This window comes from Cellulomonas xylanilytica (genome assembly GCF_007989805.1).
In the GTDB taxonomy this organism is placed as follows: domain Bacteria; phylum Actinomycetota; class Actinomycetes; order Actinomycetales; family Cellulomonadaceae; genus Cellulomonas; species Cellulomonas xylanilytica.
The window spans coordinates 83,436-102,705 of the sequence record NZ_BJUB01000005.1 but is presented as its reverse complement, the minus strand read 5'-3'; the positions used below and the strand labels follow the sequence as shown (position 1 = coordinate 102,705).

Genomic DNA, 19,270 nt, shown 5'->3' with positions numbered 1-19,270 from the left:
CGGCCCGACCACGGCTCGAGGTCTGAGCCTGGTCGACCTCTCGACGCCCGGTACCGTCCCCGACGGTGCCGGGCGTCGTCGTTCCCGGGGTCCGGCGCCGTCGTCAGCTCCTGGCCGCGACCTCAGGCATGGGCACGTGGGGGGTCGGTTCAGCCGGAGGAGCGGGTCGCTGGCCGCCGCCGAGGAAGCGCTTCTCGACGAAGTGGTAGGACAGCGCGGCCCAGGCGGTCGACAGCGCCATGACGGCGGCGAAGGCGACGAGGTAGAACGCGCTCGAACGGCCGCGTCCCTCCACCTCCTCGGCAAGCCCGCGGATGATCGGCAGGTGCCACAGGTAGATGCCGTAGCTGACGAGCCCGAGGTAGCGCACCGGGCGCAGCTCCAGCGCGGAGCGGATCCAGCTCGGCCGCGCGCAGACGCCGATGATGACGGCGGCGAAGCACGCTGAGAGCAACGGTCGCAGCGTGACGATGGCCCACGGGCCCCAGTCCGACGAGCCGGACCAGTAGGTCTCCAGCCCGATGGACCGCTGGATGACCCAGGCGATGAGCACGACCCCGGCGGCTCCTCCTGCGACCAGCGACATCGCGATCGCCATGCGGATCGGCTCTGCGCGTCGTTCGAGGGTCACCCAGATCGCACCGGCGGTCATGCCGAAGGCGAACTGGTCGATCACCCCGGGAAACTGCATGATCAGCGAGAAGTAGCTGTCGACACCGTCGACCGTGGAGACGACGGCGAACCGGTAGGCGCAGCCGACCACCACGGCGCCGATCAGTCCGGCGATCCACCGCCGCCGGATGAACGCGAGAGCCATCACGGGCAGCGCGACGTAGAACGCGAGCTCGCAGTACAGCGACCAGTAGACGACGTTGACCGACGGGAGACCCGCGTACTCGGCGGTGAAGGTCGCGTTGCTCGCGATGATGCTCCAGCCCCGACCCGTCGTCATCAGCACGGGCACGGTGAGCGTCACCAGGATGAACAGGTTGAGCCAGTACGCGGGCAGGATGCGCCGCGCCCGCCGCACGAAGTACCGCCGCAGCGGCACCGAGCCCCCGTCGCGCGCCGCCCGGGCGAACGGCAGGAAGAGGATGAACCCGGAGATCGTGAAGAACAGGTCCACGCCGATCCAGCCGACCGCCGCCGCCTCGGCGACGGGGCCGGTCCCCGACCGGGCGAGGAAGTTGATGTGGTAGGCGACGACGGCCATGGCCGCCACGGCGCGCAGGCCGTCGAGCCCCTTGATCATGTGGACCGGACGACGTCCCGGACCGGCAGCGGGCGCCGGCATCGAGTCGGCCGCGGTCACCGGACGACCGTTGCGGCAGTGTGCGCGGGTGACGCCACGTTCACACCTCCAGGTCCGGGGACAACAGGCTAGGCGGGCGGGGCGCGGACGTGCGGCGCGCGAGGGGTGAAAACCGTCCATTCCGGACATGCCGCGGCTGTGGCCCGACCGCGGGCGAGGGAGCAGGTGCGTCTGGCGTCTGGCCGGTACCGTGTCCCCTCGGTGGTGCGGGCCCGTGCACTGCCAGGACGAGGGGGAGCGATGACCGACGGACCCTGGCTGGTCGTCGGCCTCGGCAACCCCGGACCCCAGTACGCAGGCAACCGGCACAACGTCGGCCAGATGGTGCTCGACGAGCTGGCGCGCCGGACCGGGTCGACGTTCGGCTCCCGGGCTTCCGGGCTGCTGTCCCGCCGGCCGCAGGCGGCGGTCGCGGAGGCGCGGCTCGGGATGCTGGCAGGCGGAGCACCGGGTCCGCGAGTGGTGCTGGCGAAGCCGACGACCTACATGAACGTCTCCGGAGGACCGGTGGCGGCGCTCGCGAAGTACTACGACGTGCCGCCGGAGCGGACGGTGCTGGTGCACGACGAGCTCGACATCCCGTTCGCGGACGTCAGGCTCAAGCGCGGCGGTGGCGAGGGTGGTCACAACGGGCTGCGGGACACCACCAAGGCGCTGGGCACCAAGGAGTACGTGCGGGTGCGCGTCGGGGTCGGGCGCCCGCCGGGCCGCATGGATCCGGCCGAGTTCGTGCTGCGCGACTTCTCCAAGTCGGAGCTGAAGGACGTGCCGTGGCTCGTCGACGCGGCGGCGGACGCGGTCGAGCTGGTGATCGCCCAGGGCCTGGAGGCGGCGCAGCTCAAGTTTCACACCCGCGCCTGACCAGTCACCCGGGCGGGGGTGAAGAACGGTCAACCCGGGTGAAATAGGACAGAAGGTACTGAACCGTACGGAAACCGGCTATAGCCTCCTCGTGTCCATGAAGTGCACACAGGGTGGGGGAGCCGTGACGCTAGCAGCCGATCATGACTCTGCGCTGTTCCATGACCCTGCTGACCGCCGCGGTACCGCGCGGGAACCGCGTCGGTCGTGGGCGTCGTCCCAGCCGTTCGAGGTGCGCAAGACAGTGCGCGCCGCCCCCACCGAGCACTCCAGCGGCTGGCGCGTCGTCAGCGCCCGGTACGGCCTGGTCGCAGCGACGTCGGACGCCGCCATCGCCATGCTGGTCACCGGGATCACGCTCGCCCGCAGCTACGACCTGGTGCACTCCCTGGTGTTCGGCGTGGTCGGTGCCGCGGTGTTCGTCACGCTGGTCGCCGCGTTCGGCGGCTATCGCTCGCGGCACGTGGGCGACGGGCCGGGGGAGTTCCAGTCCCTGCTGCGGGCCTCCGTCGCCCTGGTGCTGGGCCTCATGGTCCTGGGCTACGTCTTCCGAGTCCCCGTCCCTCGCTCCCTCGTCCTGGTGGCTCTGCCCCTCGGCACCGCGCTGTGCTGGATGTTCCGGCACGTGCAGCGCCGGTGGCTGCACCGGTGGCGTCAGGAGGGCGGCGCCATGATGACCACGGTCGTCGTCGGCGACGAGATCTCGGCCGGTCGTGTCATCGGCGACCTCGCGCTCGCTCCTCACCACGGCTACCGCGTCGACGGTGTCTGCGTCCCGTCGCTCGACGGGGTCCGGTCGGTGGGCGGCGTCCCGGTACTCGGTGCGGTGGCCGACGTCGTCCAGATCGTGGCCGACCGGCAGGTGGATGTCGTCGTCGTCACGGGCTCGTACCTGTCCGGCGCTGCGCTGCGGCGGCTGTCCTGGGCGCTCGAGCGTGCCGGCGCCCACCTGGTCGTGGCGCCGGACCTGATCGAGGTCGCTGCGCCCCGGCTGACCGTGCACCCCACGGCGGGGCTCTCGCTCCTCGAGGTGGAGGTCGGGTCGCCCCGGCGCAGGCTCGTCGCCAAGATGTTCATCGACACCACGCTGGCCGCGCTCGCTCTGGTGGTGTTCGCACCGGTGATCGCTGCCGCGGCTGCCGCGGTGCGGCTCACCAGTCCTGGGCCCGCCTTCTACCGGCAGACGCGGGTGGGCATCGACGGACGCCCGTTCACGATGCTCAAGCTGCGCACCATGTACCAGGACGCGGACGCCCGACGCGCTGCTCTGCTGGGGTCGAGCCTCGGCGACGGTGTCCTGTTCAAGATGGCGCAGGACCCGCGGGTGACCCGGGTCGGTCGCGTGCTGCGCCGGTACTCCCTGGACGAGCTTCCCCAGCTGCTGAACATCCTGCGGGGCGACATGGCGCTCGTCGGGCCGCGCCCGCCGCTGCTGGAGGAGGTGGAGGCGTACGAGGACCAGGTGCAGCGCCGGCTCCACGTGCGCCCCGGCCTCACGGGTCTCTGGCAGGTCAGCGGACGCTCGAACCTCGGGTGGACCGAGTCGGTGCAGCTCGACCTGCGGTACGTCGACAACTGGTCCGTGACGATGGACATGCTCATCCTCTGGAAGACGGCGCGCGCCGTCCTCACCGGCAACGGCGCGTACTGAGGGACGGGTGAATCCGCTCGTTCGAACCTCTCGGTCGTCAGCCACGCGGTTAGGCTCGCGGGCGGCCACGGCAGTGTCGGCAACCAGCAGGGGGCAGTGATGAGCAGTCCTCAGAGGTCGTCGCGCGATGCGCTGTCGATCGCGATGGTGGGCACGCGAGGTGTGCCGGCGCGGTACGGGGGCTTCGAGACCGCGGTCGAGGAAGTCGGTCGTCGCCTGGTCGAGCGAGGGCACCGGGTGCGGGTGTACTGCCGCTCGGTCGACGACGAGGTTCCCGGCAGCTACCTCGGCATGGACCTCGTGGCCCTGCCCGCCCTGCGTCGTCGGTCGTTGGAGACCCTCAGCCACACGGCACTGTCGGTCGGCCACCTGGTGGCCAGGCGCACGGACGTCGCGTTCGTCTTCAACGCCGCCAACGCACCTCTCCTGCCGCTGCTGCGTGCGCGTCGCATCCCGGTCGCCACCCATGTCGACGGGCTCGAGTGGAAGCGCGCGAAGTGGGGCGGCACGGGCCGGCGGTACTACCGCGCCGCCGAGAGTCTCTCGGTCCGGTTGTCCGACGCCCTGATCGCAGACGCGCAGGGCATCGCTGACTACTACACGGCGGAGTTCGGCGCAGCGACCACGCTGCTGACGTACGGGGCGCCCCGCCTCGACGACCCGCCGGCGGACCTGCTCGGGCAGTACGGGGTGGCCCCAGGTGCCTACCACCTCGTGGTCGCCCGGTTCGAGCCGGAGAACCATGTCGAGCTCGCGGTGGAGGGCTACGTGCGCTCCGGCGCGCGGCACCCGCTGCTGGTCGTGGGCTCCGCACCGTACGCGGACGAGTACACGCGTCGCGTGCAGGCCGCAGCCGGCACGGACCCACGCGTCCGGCTGCTCGGCGGGGTGTGGGACCAGGCAGCGCTCGACCAGCTCTACGCCCACGCCCTGACCTACGTCCACGGGCACTCCGTCGGCGGGACCAACCCCTCGCTCCTGCGTGCGATCGGCGCGGGCGCCGCGACGGTGGCCTTCGACGTGTCCTTCAACCGCGAGGTGCTCGGGACGTCCGGGCGCTACTTCCGGTCGGCCGACGACGTCGCCCGGCAGATCGAGGATGCCGAGGGCGACCCCGCGGCGGCTGCGGCGCGCGGTGCGGAGCTCCAGGCCCGGGCGGGCGACTACGACTGGGACGAGGTGGCGCGCGGCTACGAGCAGCTCGCCCGCGACCTGCATGACCGTCGGGTCCCCGGTCCGCAGAAGGGCCGACGTCGCGCGGCCGTGGAGTCCACGCCCCAGCACATCGAGGTCGACGCATGACAGCCACCACGGGTTACCGGGACACGGTGCGCCTCCTGGCCACTGCGCAGAAGGACGCCGCCCGCAGCGCCCCGGCGTACTCCCGGTTCGTGAACCGCCGGCTCGGACGGCTCCTCGCCGCCTGGGCGTACCGGCGCGGCCTGTCGCCCAACGCGGTCACCGGGCTGAGCGCCCTCGCGACGTTCACCGGTATCGCCCTCCTGGCGATCTTCCCTCCGTCGTGGCTGCTCGGCAGCGCAGTCGCGCTCCTGCTCGTCCTCGGCTACGCGCTCGACTCGGCCGACGGCCAGGTGGCGCGGCTGACCGGCCGCGGCTCGTCCGCGGGGGAGTGGCTCGACCACGTCGTCGATGCGACGAAGATCTCGGCCATGCCGCTGGCGCTGCTGGTCGGTCTGTTCCGGTTCGAGTCCGTGCCGGTCGGCTGGCTCGCGGTCCCGCTGGTCCACGCCGTCGCGGGCGCCGTCCTGTTCTTCGCCATGATCCTCACCGAGCAGCTGCGGCGGGCGCACGGGGTGCGCAGCGTCGCGGCCACCGGGGGCCGCGCTCCGTGGTTGCGCTCGGTCCTGGCCATCCCCACGGACTACGGCGTGCTCTGCCTCGCGTTCTTCTTGTTCGGCGCCCCTGTCGCATTCATGGTGGTTTACACCGCCGTCGTGGCGTGCACGGCATTGTTTACCGCCGCTGCCTGCGCCAAGTGGTTCCGGGAGATGGGCCAGATCGGCATCTCCTGAAGCTGGGCCCCGCTATTCCTGGGCCACGGTCCTGGGCGCCCGGCGAATGACGCGAGGCGTCCATATTCGTCGGAACGTCGTGGGGCTCTGGTTCCCGAGAGCGGCAGAAATGACATGGTGGGGACTTCCCCTCGGTCGTCGCCGTGTTCTCGCAGGTCACCGAGCAGTGCGCCGGGTCCGGCGGCGAGTCCCAGCGCCCGCACTCCGCGCCCTGTGGTCCTGAGTGACCCGCAGGCAGCGGTCGAGCCGGGCGGAAACAGGCTTCCCGGCGACATGTCCACATGATGGACATCCGGAACGCTCTTCCTGAGAGTGACGCACGTCACAGTCGGAGCGTTTGTCCGAATTGATCCGGCGCGCCGATTTGCTTTTTCGCTGGTCAGCCTGTCGGGGCGGCCCGAGATGTCGTAATTGCCCTCATTGATGGCGGGACCCGCCATTGATGCCTTCCCGCCGGGAAGGTGTGGGGATGCGAGAAACAATTGTCTATGCTCCCGAGCGCTCACCATCTCGATCATGCAATGCGCTCCCTGGGGGAATTGTAAGTGTTTATCCCAACGACTGCGGACCGACTCACCGTCCGCCACGCCACGAACGGCCACCGCCGGTCCGTGAAGCGACCCGCATCCCGTGCGGCTCTCGTGGCAGTCCTCGCCCTGACCGCGACCGTGACCGTGGGCTCAGGAGCCAGCGCTGTCGCTGGGACCGGGTTCCAGCCTGCCGGCACCACCTCCGTGGACAAGCGGGTCGTCGCCCGTGCAGCCGCCGTCGCGGCGGCGCCGACGTCGGTCGCGACGGCGAGCGTCGCGTCGAGCCCGACGCTCGCGTCCGCCACGCTCGTGCCCGCCGACCTCCCGCGCACGTACGTCGCGGGTGCCGTCCTGGCCCCTGGCTCCTCCACGACCGTCGCCCTCCCCGACCTGCCGTCGACGGCAGTGAAGGCGACCTTCCGCGTGGCGGGTCGCTACGCGTGGAAGCCGACGGCCATCAGTCTCTGTGCGGGCTCCACGACGACGTCGGGCTGCCTCGCCGCACCGGCGCTCGTGACGCCCACCCAGTCCGCGGGCACCTCCACCGTCACCCTCGACGTCCGTGGCGCCGGTCGTCTGGTCACTCTGCACAACACGGTCGCGAGCGTGAAGGTCTCCCTCGTGCTGACCTCCTACACGACGCGGGCCAGCGCCACGATCACGCCCGCCCCGGCCCCGGCCCCCACTCCGGCCCCGACCGGGACGCCTGCTCCGACACCTGTCCCGACCGCGACGCCTGCTCCGACACCCGTCCCGACCGCGACCCCGACGCCGGTCCCGACCGCGACGCCGGCCCCGGTCCCGACCGCGACCCCGACGCCCGTCCCGACCGCGACCCCGACGCCGACACCCGTCCCGACCGCGACCCCGACGCCGGCCCCGGTCCCGACCGCCAGCCCGACACCGGCCGTGCGACCGGGTCCGACCAACACCGGTGTTCCCGCGGGCAAGACGCTGAAGGTGCACACCGGGAACCTGACCGTCACCACGCCGAACACGGTCATCGACTCGATGGACATCCGGGGCTTCGTGGTCATCCGGGCCACCGGCGTCATCATCAAGAACAGCATCGTCCGCGGCGGACCGACCACGTACGACCGTGGTCTGGTGATGGTCTCCAAGGAGGTGCCGTCCAGCGTGACCATCCAGGACACGGAGCTGGCGCCGAGCACCCCGAGCTATCACATCCGGGGGATCATCGGCGCGAACTTCACGCTCATCCGCACCAACATCCACCACGTGGTGGACCAGGTGCTCATCACGGGTGACAACGTCTCGGTCCGGGACTCGTGGTTCCACGACAACTCGTACTGGGAGCAGGACCCCAACTACAACAACACCCCGACGCACAACGACAACGTGCAGATCTCCATCGGCAAGAACCTGCGGTTCACCAACAACGTGATGTCCGGCACCAGGAACGCGGTGCTCATGGTCACGCAGGACCGTGGCGTCGTGACCGACCTGCTGTTCTCCGGCAACCACGTCGACGGTGGCGCGTGCTCGGTGAACCTGGCCGAGAAGACCTATGGTCCGATCAGCGGTCTGACGTTCAAGGACAACACCTTCGGCCGGAGCACCAAGGTGGCCAACTGCGCCATCCTCGCCAAGACGACGACCATCCCGCTGCTGACGCTGGGCAACAACGTCTACGTCGACGGTGCCGTGGTGACCGTCAAGAGGGGCTGACCCGTCGGATCACACCGTGCCCGCCTCCGATCCGGGGGCGGGCACGGTGCTGTCGTGCCGCTCTGGTGTCCTCGTGCGTTCACCTGTCGAGCGCACTCCGTCGGTTCTCGAGCTCCGGTGTATAGGGGACCGGTCGCGCGTGCCGACGGTCCGGCGCCGGTCTCGTCGACGACCACCCGTTCACCTGTTCGGCCTAGGCGCCGGACGGTCCGCAGGGGCGGCCGCGAGGGGAGGCGTGCGTCGTCATCACACTCACGCCTCACCCGTACGCGTGATCTCGCGTGCAGAACGCCCTGATGTGTGCCCTGGCCAGGGCAGCGAGCTCCTGGCGCTCGGATGGCTCATGACCTGCGCAGGCGCGCGATCCGTGCCGTGCTCACGGGGCGGGCGGGGAGGCGCGGGTGCGCTCGACCGACTCCGTTCGGGTGAACGCGGCGCTCAGAAACTGTCCGCATGTTGGACATATGACCATCTTCCTCCTGCGAGTGACGCACGTCACGGAACTTTCCGGTACGTCGGAGTCGTCCCGGTTGGCCGCGGTGACTGTGCAGGCCAGCGGACGGAGACGTCGGACAGCCGCGCGGCTCCGTCACGCGCCGGTCCGAGCAACGGCCCGATCTCGGCCGCCCCAGGGGTCTTGTGTCGGCGTCTCACCCCATAGGCTCCCCAACCAGCACGGACCGGCACGAGTGATGCGACACGCAAGGAGATACCCATGAGCGTTCCCCGGCACGCCAAGCCGGAGCCGAGAGGCCGCTCGCACCCCGCGCACCTCGAGCGCGCCGTCGGCCTTCGTCGGATCCCTCGCATGGCGCCCGCCTGGGCCGCCGGCCTCGTCGCGGTCCTCGTGGCGACGGGGATGTCGCTCGTCGCCAGCACCGGCGCGAACGCCGCCACGATCACGCAGGCGGTGTCGACGTCGCTCGTCGACGGCAAGGTGCTCGCCCCCGGCTCGACGACCGCCGTGAACCTGCCCGGTGTGCCGTCCGGCGCGGTCTCCGCGACGTTCGAGATCCAGGGCCGCTACGCCTGGCGCTCCACGAAGCTCTCCGTCTGCGCCGGTACCAAGGCGACCTCGGACTGCAAGAGCAAGCCTGCTCTCGTCACACCTGTCCAGTCCCTCGGCAAGGCGACGGTGACCGTCCCGCTGACCGCGGACGTGCGCAGCGTCGTGGTCCACAACTCAGCCGCGAGCGTGAAGACCTGGTTGCGTCTGACGGGGTACACGGTTCCCGCCACGAACCTTCCGAAGACCCTGGTGGACCGGGTGGTCATCGCCCCGTCCTCCTCGCTCACGGTCGACCTGGCGTCGCTCCCGTCGTTGAGGTCCGCCACGTTCGAGGTGCGGGCCCAGTACGCGTACAAGGCGACGCAGGTGTCTGTCTGCGCCGGGACGAAGGCGAGCTCGTCCTGCACCGCGAAGCCGGCGCTGGTCTCGCCGGTGCAGAAGCTCGGTACCGCGACCACCACCGTGGACCTGTCCGGTGCGAGCAACAAGGTCACCGTGTACAACTCGTCGGCGAGCGCGCGTGTGTGGCTGGTCCTGACCGGCTACGTCGCCGAGCCGGCCGGTGGCAAGCCTGCGCCGGCCCCGACGACGGCTCCGACGAAGGCCCCGACCCCGGCACCGACGAAGGCCCCGGCCCCGGTCCCGACCACGACGCCCACTCCGGTGCCGACCGCGACGGCTACCCCGACGCCCACGCCGACGCCGAAGCCCTCCCCGGCCCCGACGACAGCCCCGGAGCCGAAGCCCACGACGGCGCCGGTACCTCCCCCGGCGAGCGGTCGCCCCGGCGCGGGCAACACCGGGGTCCCGGCGGGGACGCCGCTGACGGTGCACGACGGTGACCTGACCATCACCACGCCGAACGCCGTGATCGACTCCCTGGACATCCGCGGGTTCGTCGCCATCCAGGCGCCGGGCGTCGTGATCAAGAACAGCATCGTCCGCGGTCGGGCGATCGAGTCCGACAAGGGGCTCGTCATGGTCTCGAAGGCCGTCCCCGCCAGCGTGACCATCCAGGACTCCGAGCTGGCGCCGAGCACCCCGAGCTATCACATCCGCGGGATCATCGGCGCGAACTTCACGCTCATCCGCACCAACATCCACCACGTGGTGGACCAGGTGCTCATCACGGGTGACAACGTCACGGTCCAGGACTCCTGGTTCCACGACAACGCCTACTGGGACAACGACCCCAACTACAACAACACGCCGACGCACGACGACAACATCCAGATCTCCATCGGCAAGAACCTGCGGTTCACCAACAACGTGATGACCGGCACCAAGAACGCGGTGCTCATGATCACGCAGGACCGCGGTGTCGTGACCGACCTGGTGTTCTCCGGCAACTACGTCGACGGTGGTGCGTGCTCGGTGAACCTGGCGGAGAAGTCCTACGGTCCGATCAGCGGGCTGACCTTCAAGGACAACGTCTTCGGCCGGAGCACGCGGGTGGCCAACTGCGCCATCCTCGCCCCGACGACGACCATCCCGCTGCTCAAGGTGAGCAACAACGTCTACACCGACGGTGTCGCGGTGACGGTGAAGAAGGGCTGACGCCCCGACGCAGGCACGCGGCGATGCCCACCCCGGTCACGGGGTGGGCATCGCCGTTCCCGCACAGGGCGGCGCACCGGCTCAGCCGCGTCGGGTGGCCAGCCGGACGGCGACCACGACGTCGCGGACGTCCCTGCGCAGCGCCGGGACGACCGCGCACACGCCGGCCAGCAGGCCGACGTAGACGACGGCCTGGATCCCCACGGCGATCCACGGCGAGCTCGGGTCGACCGCCGCGGACACCAGGTAGGCGGCAGCGCCGCAGGTGGCGAAGGTGGCGAGGGTCCGCAGCGCTCCACCGATCAGGGTGCCCAGCTGGACCGGGGCGTGGCGGGAGAGCCACCAGAGGGACAGCGGCCAGGACAGGGCGGGCGCGAGGGCGAACCCTGCTGCGACACCGACGACACCCCACGTGCTGCCGACCACGACGCAGACGATCTTGATCGCGGACGACACGAGCGTGTAGCGCAGCAGCACGGCCGTGAGCCCGCGGGCCAGATAGACCCAGTACCCCACGTAGGCGAGCGTCTGGAACGCGCCGGCGATGGCGAGGAACCGGATCAAGGGGGTCGCGGCGAGCCACTGCGGTCCCAGCAGGAGGTCCGTCAGCGGCTCGGCGGCCGCGGCGACGAACGCCAGGGCGGCGACGAGTCCGTATGCCAGCGCCAGCTGCCCGCGCCGGACGAAGTCGGCGAAGCGCACCGGGTCGTCCTGGAGGCGAGCCAGGACGGGGAGCGCCACGGTCGTCGTGGGGGCACGCAGCTGCGAGAGCGTGGACATCAGGAGCTGGTACGCCCGGTTGTACAGACCGAGGTCCACGGCGCCGAACCGGACACCGATCGTGAGCGAGTCGACGTTGTTGCCGGCGTAGCCGACGAGCTGGGTGGCCAGCAGGTTCCACCCGAACGACAGCAGGCCGCGCATCGGGACGTGCCGACGCGGCATCCCGGGGCGCCACGGCGCGAGGACGGCGACGCTGACGAGCAGCACCAGCGCAGCGGTGAGCTGCTGGGCGACGAGCGCCCAGAACCCGGCTCCCGCCAGCGCCATCCCGATGGCCACCGTCAGCGCGACGACGGCGCTGATGACGTCGACGGCGGCCAGGCGCGTGAACTCCATGCGCCGCGACAGGTCGGCCCGGAACTGCGTCGCCATCCCGTTGAACAGGAACGTGAAGGCCAGGGCGTGCACCACCGGCACCAGATCGGGCTCGTCGTACAGGTGCGAGATGGGGACCGCCAGCGATGCCGTCAGTGCGCAGAGCAGGGCGCCGATGCCGGAGTTGAGCCAGAACAGGTTGGTGCGCTGCGCCACGCTGAGCGACTTCGCCTGGATGGCCGCCGCGGAGAGGCCGAAGTCGCGGAACAGCTCACCGATGCCGGTCACCGCGGTGACCATGGCGATGAGGCCGTAGTCGCTGGGGGAGAGCAGGCGTGCGAGGACGACGACGCCGCCGACCTGCAGGACGATGCGGATGCCCTGGCCGCCGAGCGTCACGAACGCCCCGCGGGCCGCACGTCGGCCCATCCCGCGGTTGTCCTGCGCGTGGGAGGCGGGGTCGCTCGACCGCGCGTCGGGCGCGTCGTCCCCCGTGCTCATCGCCTGCTCATCGCCTGCTCATCGGCGCAGAGCTGTCCGCAACGCGTCCTCGGCCGGTCGGAGCAGCTCGGCGGCGCGCTGCTGCACCGTGCCCGCCCGGTCGGGGAGCTCCGGGTCGTCCAGGTGCGCGAGCACCTCGCCCGCGGGGTCCGACGACGTCCGCAGGTCCACGGTGCTCGACCAGCCGAGCGAGTCGAGGAGGGGGGCGAACTTCCGGGAGTAGGCCAGGGGCAGTGCCGGGACGCCGATGGACAGGGCGTTGAGGCAGGCGTGCATGCGGGACCCGATGACCAGCTCGGACGAGGCTATGATCGACCGCACGTCGTCGAGGTCGGTCGGGATCGCGACGTCGACCTCGGGATGGGCGCGGGCGACGTCCTGGACGGCGGGCACGTCGTTGTCGGCGAGCGGGGAGTCCAGGACGTGCGCGAGGAGCGTCACGCGCCGCCCGGCGGCCAGGAGCCGCGTGGTCAGCGTGTCGACGGTGCGCCGGTAGGTCGGGCCGTCGACGTGGGGGCTCCCGTCCCACAGCAGGCCGGAGACGTTGAGCAGGACGTCGCGGGTGTGGGTGCGGGCAGGCGCGGGCAGTGCGAAGACCACGTCGGTGGTGAGGACGTCGACGTCGCGCCCGAGGTCGTGCGCCGCCGCAGCGCTGGCGGGGTCACGGGCCATCGTGAGCGTGGCCGTGCGCATCGAGTGACGGGCGATCGCCCGGCCGACGCGGCTGCCGAACGGCCCGATCGTCTGCGGCCCGAGGACGACCGGGACCTTGGCCCGGCGTGCCAGGTCGGCGAAGGCCGACATCGTCGCGAGCCGCTTGGTGCCGTAGATGTCGGCGAAGCTGTCCCCGGACCGCGTGTCGACGACCAGGTCGAACGAGGCGAGCCAGTCGCGGACCTGGTGCCGGTCCAGGTGCTCGCGCGCCAGGCTCCGCAGGCTCCCGACCGGGACCGGCGACGCGCCTTTGCCGAAGTTCTGGAACTCGACCTCGCAGTCGTCGCCGAACGCCCGGCGGGCGAGAGCTGCTGAGCCGTGCGCCAGGGCACGGACGCCCAGGTTGCGCGAACGGTCGTCGGACCAGGCGACGAGGACGCGCACAGGTGACCCCCCGGTATCGGCGGTGAAGTGGTGTGGTGGACGGCCAATCTATGCGGACCGCGCGGGTCGGATCAGCCGTCCGCAGGGTGAACTGCCCCGGTTTGCACCATTCGGCCTAGCAGGGCGGCGATCCGCTCGTCGTACAACGCTGCGCCGAACCGGGCCTGCGCGTCCTGCTCGCCGTGGTCCGCGAGGCGGGTCCGCAGCGCGGGGTCGCCGAGCAGCCGCTCGACGGCGTCCGCGAGCGCGACCGGGTCGCCGGGGTCGACGAGGAGGCCGGTGCGCTCGTCCTGCACGACCTCCATGAGGCCCTGGACGCGGGACGCGACGACGGGCCGACGGGCGAGCAGGCCCTCGACGGCGGTGTTCCCGAACGGCTCCGCCCGCGACGGCACCAGCACGACGTCCGCGGCGGCCAGCCGGTCCCACGTGGGGTGCACGTACCCCGCGAGCACCACGCGGCCGGCGAGGTCGGGCTCGGCCGCACGGGCGAGGAGCTCGCTCTCGTACCACTCGTACCCGGGGAAGATCGTGCCGCCCACCTCGAGGGTGACGTCGTACCCCCGTCCTGCGAGCAGCGCGACCGCGTCGAGCGCGACGTCGATGCCCTTGCGCGGCGACAGCCGGCCGATGACGACCAGGTGCCAGGGCGCTCCGTCCGGTCGCGCACGCGGCGTCGGCGCAGCCGGAGGGGCGGGGACGCCGTTGTGCACCACCGTGATCCGCGACGCCAGGCTCGGCAACGAGCCGGTGAGGACGTCCGCGGCGGCGGCGCTGTTGGCGACCACCTGCCGCGCGAGCCCGAGCGGGGCCGTGAGGGCCAGCCCGACCAGAGGGTGCTGGTCGGACTCCGCCTCGTGGACGTGGACGAGCACGGGAGTCCGCGCCAGCCGGCCGGCCACGACCCACCAGGGGATGGTCACCGTGTTCACGTAGAGCGCGTCCGGCCGTGTGGTGCGCAGCAGCCGGACGGCTCCTCGCACAGCGGCCAGCGCGTCGCGGGCGAGGCCGGCGAGGCGACGGGGGTGCAGGAGCGACTTGCGCAGGACGGGGAACTCGACCACGCGGACCTCGGCGCCGCTGTGTCGCGCGAGCTCGACCAGCGGTCCCGTCCGGGGCAGGACCAGCAGGACCTGCCACTGCGCGGAGCGAGCCGCCTCGATCGAGCGCAGCAGCTGCCGGTCGGACCCGTAGAGGTCCGGGGACGGGTGCGCGATCACGAGCCGTCTCATGCCGGCCGCCTTCCGTGGCTGAGGACGAACAGCGTGCCGTCGAGGGTCCCGCGGGCCGCGGCCAGCGCCGGCCGGGGGGATCGCAGAAGCTGGCGGCGGCCGCCACGCAGCAGCACCTCCCAGGCGAAGCCGGGTGCGCCGAGCACCCACCGCAGCTGGTCGCGGCGAGACAGGTGGCGGGCGGCGAAGACCAGCCTGCTGCGGCAGTTGTGCCGGTAGTACAGGTCGGACTTGCGGCGCGTCCCGGCGTGGGCCTGCGTCCCGCCGACGTCGTGCACGGCGGTCAGGTCGTCGCGCACGACGAGCCGGTGGCCGGCGCGGACGAGCCGGACGGACAGGTCCACGTCCTCCCAGTACAGGAAGAAGGCGTCGTCGAACCCGCCGACCTGCGTCCACGCGCTCGTCGCGACGGCGAAGCCCGCACCGCTGAGCCAGTCGACGCGGTCCGTGTGCCGGGTGGAGGTCCGACCGCGGACCAGGTCCACCGTCCCGCCGGCGAACCACGTCGTGCCGTCGGGCCGCACGATCCGCGGGCTGAGCACGGTGCCGGGGCTTGCCCGCACGCCGTCGAGGAGGTCGCGTGCCGTTCCCGCGTCGATCGCGAGGTCGGGGTTGAGCACGAGCAGGACGTCGCACCCGAGCGCCACCGCGGCAGCGGCGCCGGCGTTGACCCCGGCACCGAACCCGTCGTTCTCGGTCGGCACGAGGTGCCATCCCGCGCGGGTCGCGACGTCCCGGGCGGCGTCGCGGTCTGCCGGGGCCGCGGAGTTGTCGACGACCACGACCAGCGCGTCGAGCTCGGCCGCCAGCGGGGCCAGGTACCGCTCGAGGAGCTCGTGGGAGCCGTGGTTGACCACGACGACGGCGTTGCGCCGCCCGTCGTCCGTCTGCACGTGGTCTCCTCCTCGACAGCACCGCGGTCGCCCCCAGGGGACCATCGGCGGGTCGGAGCGTATCCGCGATCCCTCGGGCGCTGGGACCCGGTGTCGGGTGAATCGGTAGCATCCGGCACGAGCGACGGGAGCGGGCATGGCGACGAACGACACCACGCAGGGCGGGAGCCACGGCCGGCCGCGCCTGCGCGTCCTGGAGTCGTTCGGGCCTCCCCGGGAGACGACGAACCCGCACTCCGTGCTCCTGCTCGACGCGCTGCGCACCTCCGCGCACGTCGACACGTTCAGCTGGCGCCGGGCGGTCCTCGGCCGGTACGACGTCTTCCACGTGCACTGGCCCGAGGTCGTCGTCGCGAAGAGCACCGCAGTGCGCCGGGCGGCGGCCTGCGTGCTGCTGGCGGTCGCCCTGGTCGGCTTCCGGCTACGCCGGACCGCGGTCGTCCGGACCGCGCACAACGTGTCCCCGCACGAGCGGCAGGACGCCCTGACGCGCGCCGTGCTGCGGCTGACCGACCGCTGGACCACCTGGTGGGTCCGGCTCAACGACGCGACCGTGACGCCGGCCGGCGTGCCGGCCACGACGATCCCCCTGGGCGACTACGGGGACTGGTACGGCCGGCCCTCGACGCCCCCGCAGGCAGGTCGCATGCTGTTCTTCGGGCTGATCCGGCCGTACAAGGACGTGCCCGCCCTCCTCGAGGTGTTCCGTGGTGTGCCTGACACGGCCGCGCGCCTCGTCGTCGCGGGCAGACCCTCCTCCTCGGAGGTCGAGGCGGACCTGCGCGCCGCCGCGGCGGGGGACGACCGCGTCGAGCTGCAGCTGGGGCACGTCGCCGACGCCGACCTGGCGGCCGCCATCGGCGCCGCGCAGCTCGTCACCCTGCCGTACCGCGAGATGCACAACTCCGGTGCGGTCCTGCTCGCGCTCACCCTGGGCCGTCCCGTGCTCGTCCCCGCGAACCCGGTCACCGACGCCCTCGCGGCCGAGGTCGGTCCGTGGTGGCTCCAGCGGTACGACGGCGACCTGACACCGGACCGTCTGGTCGAGGCGCTCGCGGCGACGTCCGGCGAGCCGCCCGGGCCGCCGGACCTCTCGCAGCGGAGCTGGGCGCACCTGGCCGACCTCTACCTGGGCGTCTTCGGGCGCGCGGTCGACCGTGTCCACCCCAGGCCGACAACCGGGTGAATCCGACATCTCCGGCACCCGGAACCGGTGACGGTGGCCGGGCGGTGCTGCACACTCGGTGCATCCCACCGGAACGGAGCCGCGAGTGGCACAGGTCGACCCCAGGACGCCGACGACGACGAGGAGCTCGACGCACCCGTTGTCCGTCACCGTCGCGGTCCTCACCTACCGTCGGCCGGACGACCTGCTCGCCGTGGTCCCGCAGCTGCTCGAGCAGGTGGCCGCGGTCCCGGACACGGTCGAGCTGCTCGTGGTGGACAACGACCCCGCCGGCGGCGCCCGCGAGACCCTCGCACCGTTCGGCGACGGCGTGCGGTACGAGCACGAGGCGACGCCGGGGATCGCGGCGGCCCGCAACCGGGCGTTGGACGCCTCGTCCGACGCCGATGTGCTGATCTTCATCGACGACGACGAGCGGCCGTCACCGGGATGGCTGGCGAGCATGCTGGACGCGTACCGCGCCGGCCGACCCGCGGCCGTCGTCGGCCCCGTCGTCTCCGAGATGGCCGTGCCGCTCGAGCCGTGGGTGACCGCGGGGCGCTTCTTCGACCGTCGGCGCCTGCCGACCGGGACGCACGTGGACGTCGCGGCGACCAACAACCTCCTGCTCGACCTGACCACCGTCCAGCGCCTGGGGCTGCGGTTCGACGCGCAGTTCGGGTTGAGCGGCGGGTCCGACACCCTGTTCACCCGACAGCTGGCGTCGAGCGGCGCCGCACTCGTGTGGTGCGACGAGGCGATCGTCACGGACGTGGTCCCCGCAGAGCGGACCACACGCGAGTGGGTGCTGCACCGGGCACGCCGCAGCGGGAACTCCGCGAGCCGGTGCAGCATCGTGCTCGCGCCCTCCGCCCCGGCGCGTGCCGTGGTCCGGGCGCGGTGCCTCGCTGCCGGCGCGATCCGCACGGCCGGCGGCACGGCACGGTCGGTCGTCGGGCGGCTCCTGCGGTCCGACGAGCACGACGCGAAAGGTCGGCGCACCGCCGCTCGGGGCCGCGGCATGATCTCGGGCGCGCTCGGCGCGGTCGTCTTCGACTACGCACGACCGTGACGGCGACCGCATCCCACGTCGCACCCCCGGGCGTCTGGGGCTCGGACCGCCTGCGTGCCTCGCTGGCCGGCGTCGTGGCGGCGGTCGTCGTCGCGCTCGGGTCGTGGACGCCGTCGCTGTGGACGGACGAGGCCGCGACCATCTCGGCGTCGACCCGCAGCCTGCCCGAGCTGTGGCGGATGGTGCAGACCATCGACGCCGTGCACGGGACGTACTACCTCCTCATGCACGGGTGGATCGCGGTGGCGGGGCAGAGCGAGCTCGCCCTGCGCGCACCGAGCGCGGTCGCCATCGGGCTGGCGACCGCGGGGGTCTACCTGATCGCCGTCCGCCTCGGCTGGGCTGCGTCCGCACCGGTGGCGGCAGCCGCCTTCGTCCTGCTCCCACGGGTCGCCTGGATGGGGGTCGAGGCCCGGCCGTTCGCGTTCGCGACCGCGTGCGGCGTCTGGGCGACGCTCGCGCTGCTGGTCGCGGTGCGCGACGGGCGGGCGCGGTGGTGGGTGCTCTACGCCGCGCTCGTGGCGTCGTCGGTCCTGCTCAACCTCTACCTGGTGCTGCTGGTGGTCGCGCACGGGGTGTCTCTGCTGCTCCTGCACCGCGGCGACCGACCCGTGCTGCGGCGCTGGTTCGTCTCCGGGGCGGTCGGGATCGCGGTGACCGCGCCGATGGTGCTGACGGCGCTGGGGCAGTCGGGGCAGATCGGTCAGGCCCCGCGATCGGCCGCCGAGCTCGCGCGCAACGTCGTGGTGAACCAGTGGTTCCTCGGGGAGACACCGACCGTGTACACCCGCGGTCAGCAGGCACCGACCCCCGCCGGGATCGAGGTGTGGCAGGTCGCGTCCGTGGCGCTCGCGCTGGCCGTCGTCGCCCTGGTCGTCGGCGCGGTCGTCGCGGCGGCGCGTCGTCGGCCGCTCGACGCCCCCACGCGGGACCTCCTGGGCTGGGCCCTCCCGTGGGTGGTCGCGCCGACCGTCGTCCTCGTCGCGTACGCCCTGGTCAGTGCCACCTACTCGCCGCGCTACCTGGCCTTCGCGTCACCCGGCGTCGCGCTGCTCGTCGCCTTCGGTCTCGCCGCCCTGCGCCGTGACGCGGTCCGGGTGGTCGTCGCCGCGCTCCTGGTCTCGTTCGCCCTGCCCGTCCTGGTCTCGCAGCGCACGGAGAACGCAAAGAGCGGGTCCGACTGGCAGCAGGCGGCCGAGCGCGTGGCCACGCAGGTGCAGGCGGGCGACGGCGTCTACTTCTCCCCGCGGTACCCGCCCACCGGTCCCGAGGTCCGGCTCACCACGCGCAACCTCTCGGTCGCGTACCCGCAGGCCTTCGACGGCACGGTCGACATGACACTCGTCGTGAGCCCCGTGGACGCGGGGGACCTCCTGGGAAGGTCGGTGCTCATCGGTGACGCCGAGGAGGCGCTGGCCGGCGTGGACACGCTCGTCGTCGTCCGTCGGCACGACTACCCGGCGGACGCTGCGGCGCGCGACGACGACGCCATCGAGGCGGCCGGCCTGGTGAAGGGCGAGACGTGGAACGGCGCCCTCGACCAGGTGATCACCTTCGGTCGCTGACCGC

The 19,270-nt window shown here is 72.1% G+C and carries 14 protein-coding genes; 9 read left to right on the top strand and 5 right to left on the bottom strand.

Annotated elements, in window-relative coordinates:
- Positions 1 to 103: 103 nt before the first annotated feature.
- Positions 104 to 1,312, bottom strand: coding sequence for an acyltransferase family protein (locus CXY01_RS09265; RefSeq protein ID WP_186813348.1), 1,209 nt, complete (start codon positions 1,310 to 1,312; stop codon positions 104 to 106).
- Positions 1,313 to 1,552: 240 nt separating this feature from the next.
- On the opposite strand from CXY01_RS09265, the gene pth reads away from it, so the two are divergent.
- From pth to CXY01_RS20815, 6 genes are all read left to right on the top strand, one after another.
- Positions 1,553 to 2,173: an aminoacyl-tRNA hydrolase gene (gene pth / locus CXY01_RS09260; RefSeq protein WP_146927145.1), complete on the top strand. Its 621-nt coding sequence runs from the start codon at positions 1,553 to 1,555 to the stop codon at positions 2,171 to 2,173.
- A 232-nt stretch (positions 2,174 to 2,405) separates the two neighbouring features.
- Positions 2,406 to 3,824: a sugar transferase gene (locus tag CXY01_RS09255; RefSeq protein WP_246125196.1), complete on the top strand. Its 1,419-nt coding sequence runs from the start codon at positions 2,406 to 2,408 to the stop codon at positions 3,822 to 3,824.
- Between the two features lie 99 nt (positions 3,825 to 3,923).
- Positions 3,924 to 5,126 carry a DUF1972 domain-containing protein gene (locus CXY01_RS09250; protein ID WP_146927143.1) on the top strand — a complete coding sequence of 401 codons (1,203 nt, stop codon included), beginning with the start codon at positions 3,924 to 3,926 and terminating at the stop codon, positions 5,124 to 5,126.
- Complete coding sequence (locus tag CXY01_RS09245) at positions 5,123 to 5,857, top strand: CDP-alcohol phosphatidyltransferase family protein (protein ID WP_146927142.1); 735 nt, start codon at positions 5,123 to 5,125, stop codon at positions 5,855 to 5,857. Before CXY01_RS09250 ends, CXY01_RS09245 begins: the two co-directional genes overlap by 4 nt.
- Before the next feature lie 611 nt (positions 5,858 to 6,468).
- On the top strand, positions 6,469 to 8,076 hold the full coding sequence (locus CXY01_RS20820) for a right-handed parallel beta-helix repeat-containing protein (protein WP_186813347.1): 1,608 nt from the start codon (positions 6,469 to 6,471) through the stop codon (positions 8,074 to 8,076).
- Positions 8,077 to 8,791: 715 nt separating this feature from the next.
- Complete coding sequence (locus tag CXY01_RS20815; protein WP_186813346.1) at positions 8,792 to 10,642, top strand: right-handed parallel beta-helix repeat-containing protein; 1,851 nt, start codon at positions 8,792 to 8,794, stop codon at positions 10,640 to 10,642.
- Positions 10,643 to 10,723: 81 nt separating this feature from the next.
- Here the strand turns inward: CXY01_RS20815 and CXY01_RS09230 are convergent, their stop codons facing one another.
- The 4 genes from CXY01_RS09230 to CXY01_RS09215 all read right to left on the bottom strand — a co-directional run bounded on the left by CXY01_RS09230 (position 10,724) and on the right by CXY01_RS09215 (position 15,464).
- Entirely contained in the window at positions 10,724 to 12,241 is a 1,518-nt protein-coding gene (locus tag CXY01_RS09230; protein ID WP_146927141.1) for a lipopolysaccharide biosynthesis protein, read from the bottom strand.
- An 18-nt stretch (positions 12,242 to 12,259) separates the two neighbouring features.
- Positions 12,260 to 13,339 (bottom strand): polysaccharide pyruvyl transferase family protein, encoded by a 1,080-nt coding sequence (locus CXY01_RS09225; protein ID WP_146927140.1) that lies wholly within the window; start codon positions 13,337 to 13,339, stop codon positions 12,260 to 12,262.
- Between the two features lie 71 nt (positions 13,340 to 13,410).
- On the bottom strand, positions 13,411 to 14,571 hold the full coding sequence (locus CXY01_RS09220; protein ID WP_146927139.1) for a glycosyltransferase family 4 protein: 1,161 nt from the start codon (positions 14,569 to 14,571) through the stop codon (positions 13,411 to 13,413).
- Positions 14,568 to 15,464: a glycosyltransferase family 2 protein gene (locus CXY01_RS09215; protein WP_186813345.1), complete on the bottom strand. Its 897-nt coding sequence runs from the start codon at positions 15,462 to 15,464 to the stop codon at positions 14,568 to 14,570. Before CXY01_RS09215 ends, CXY01_RS09220 begins: the two co-directional genes overlap by 4 nt.
- Before the next feature lie 136 nt (positions 15,465 to 15,600).
- Here CXY01_RS09215 and CXY01_RS09210 point away from each other — a divergent pair, with 136 nt between their 5' ends.
- From CXY01_RS09210 to CXY01_RS09200, 3 genes are all read left to right on the top strand, one after another.
- Positions 15,601 to 16,650, top strand: coding sequence for a glycosyltransferase (locus CXY01_RS09210; RefSeq protein WP_146927137.1), 1,050 nt, complete (start codon positions 15,601 to 15,603; stop codon positions 16,648 to 16,650).
- A gap of 85 nt (positions 16,651 to 16,735) precedes the next feature.
- Entirely contained in the window at positions 16,736 to 17,701 is a 966-nt protein-coding gene (locus CXY01_RS09205; RefSeq protein WP_186813344.1) for a glycosyltransferase family 2 protein, read from the top strand.
- Complete coding sequence (locus CXY01_RS09200; RefSeq protein ID WP_146927136.1) at positions 17,698 to 19,266, top strand: glycosyltransferase family 39 protein; 1,569 nt, start codon at positions 17,698 to 17,700, stop codon at positions 19,264 to 19,266. Before CXY01_RS09205 ends, CXY01_RS09200 begins: the two co-directional genes overlap by 4 nt.
- Positions 19,267 to 19,270 lie beyond the last annotated feature (4 nt).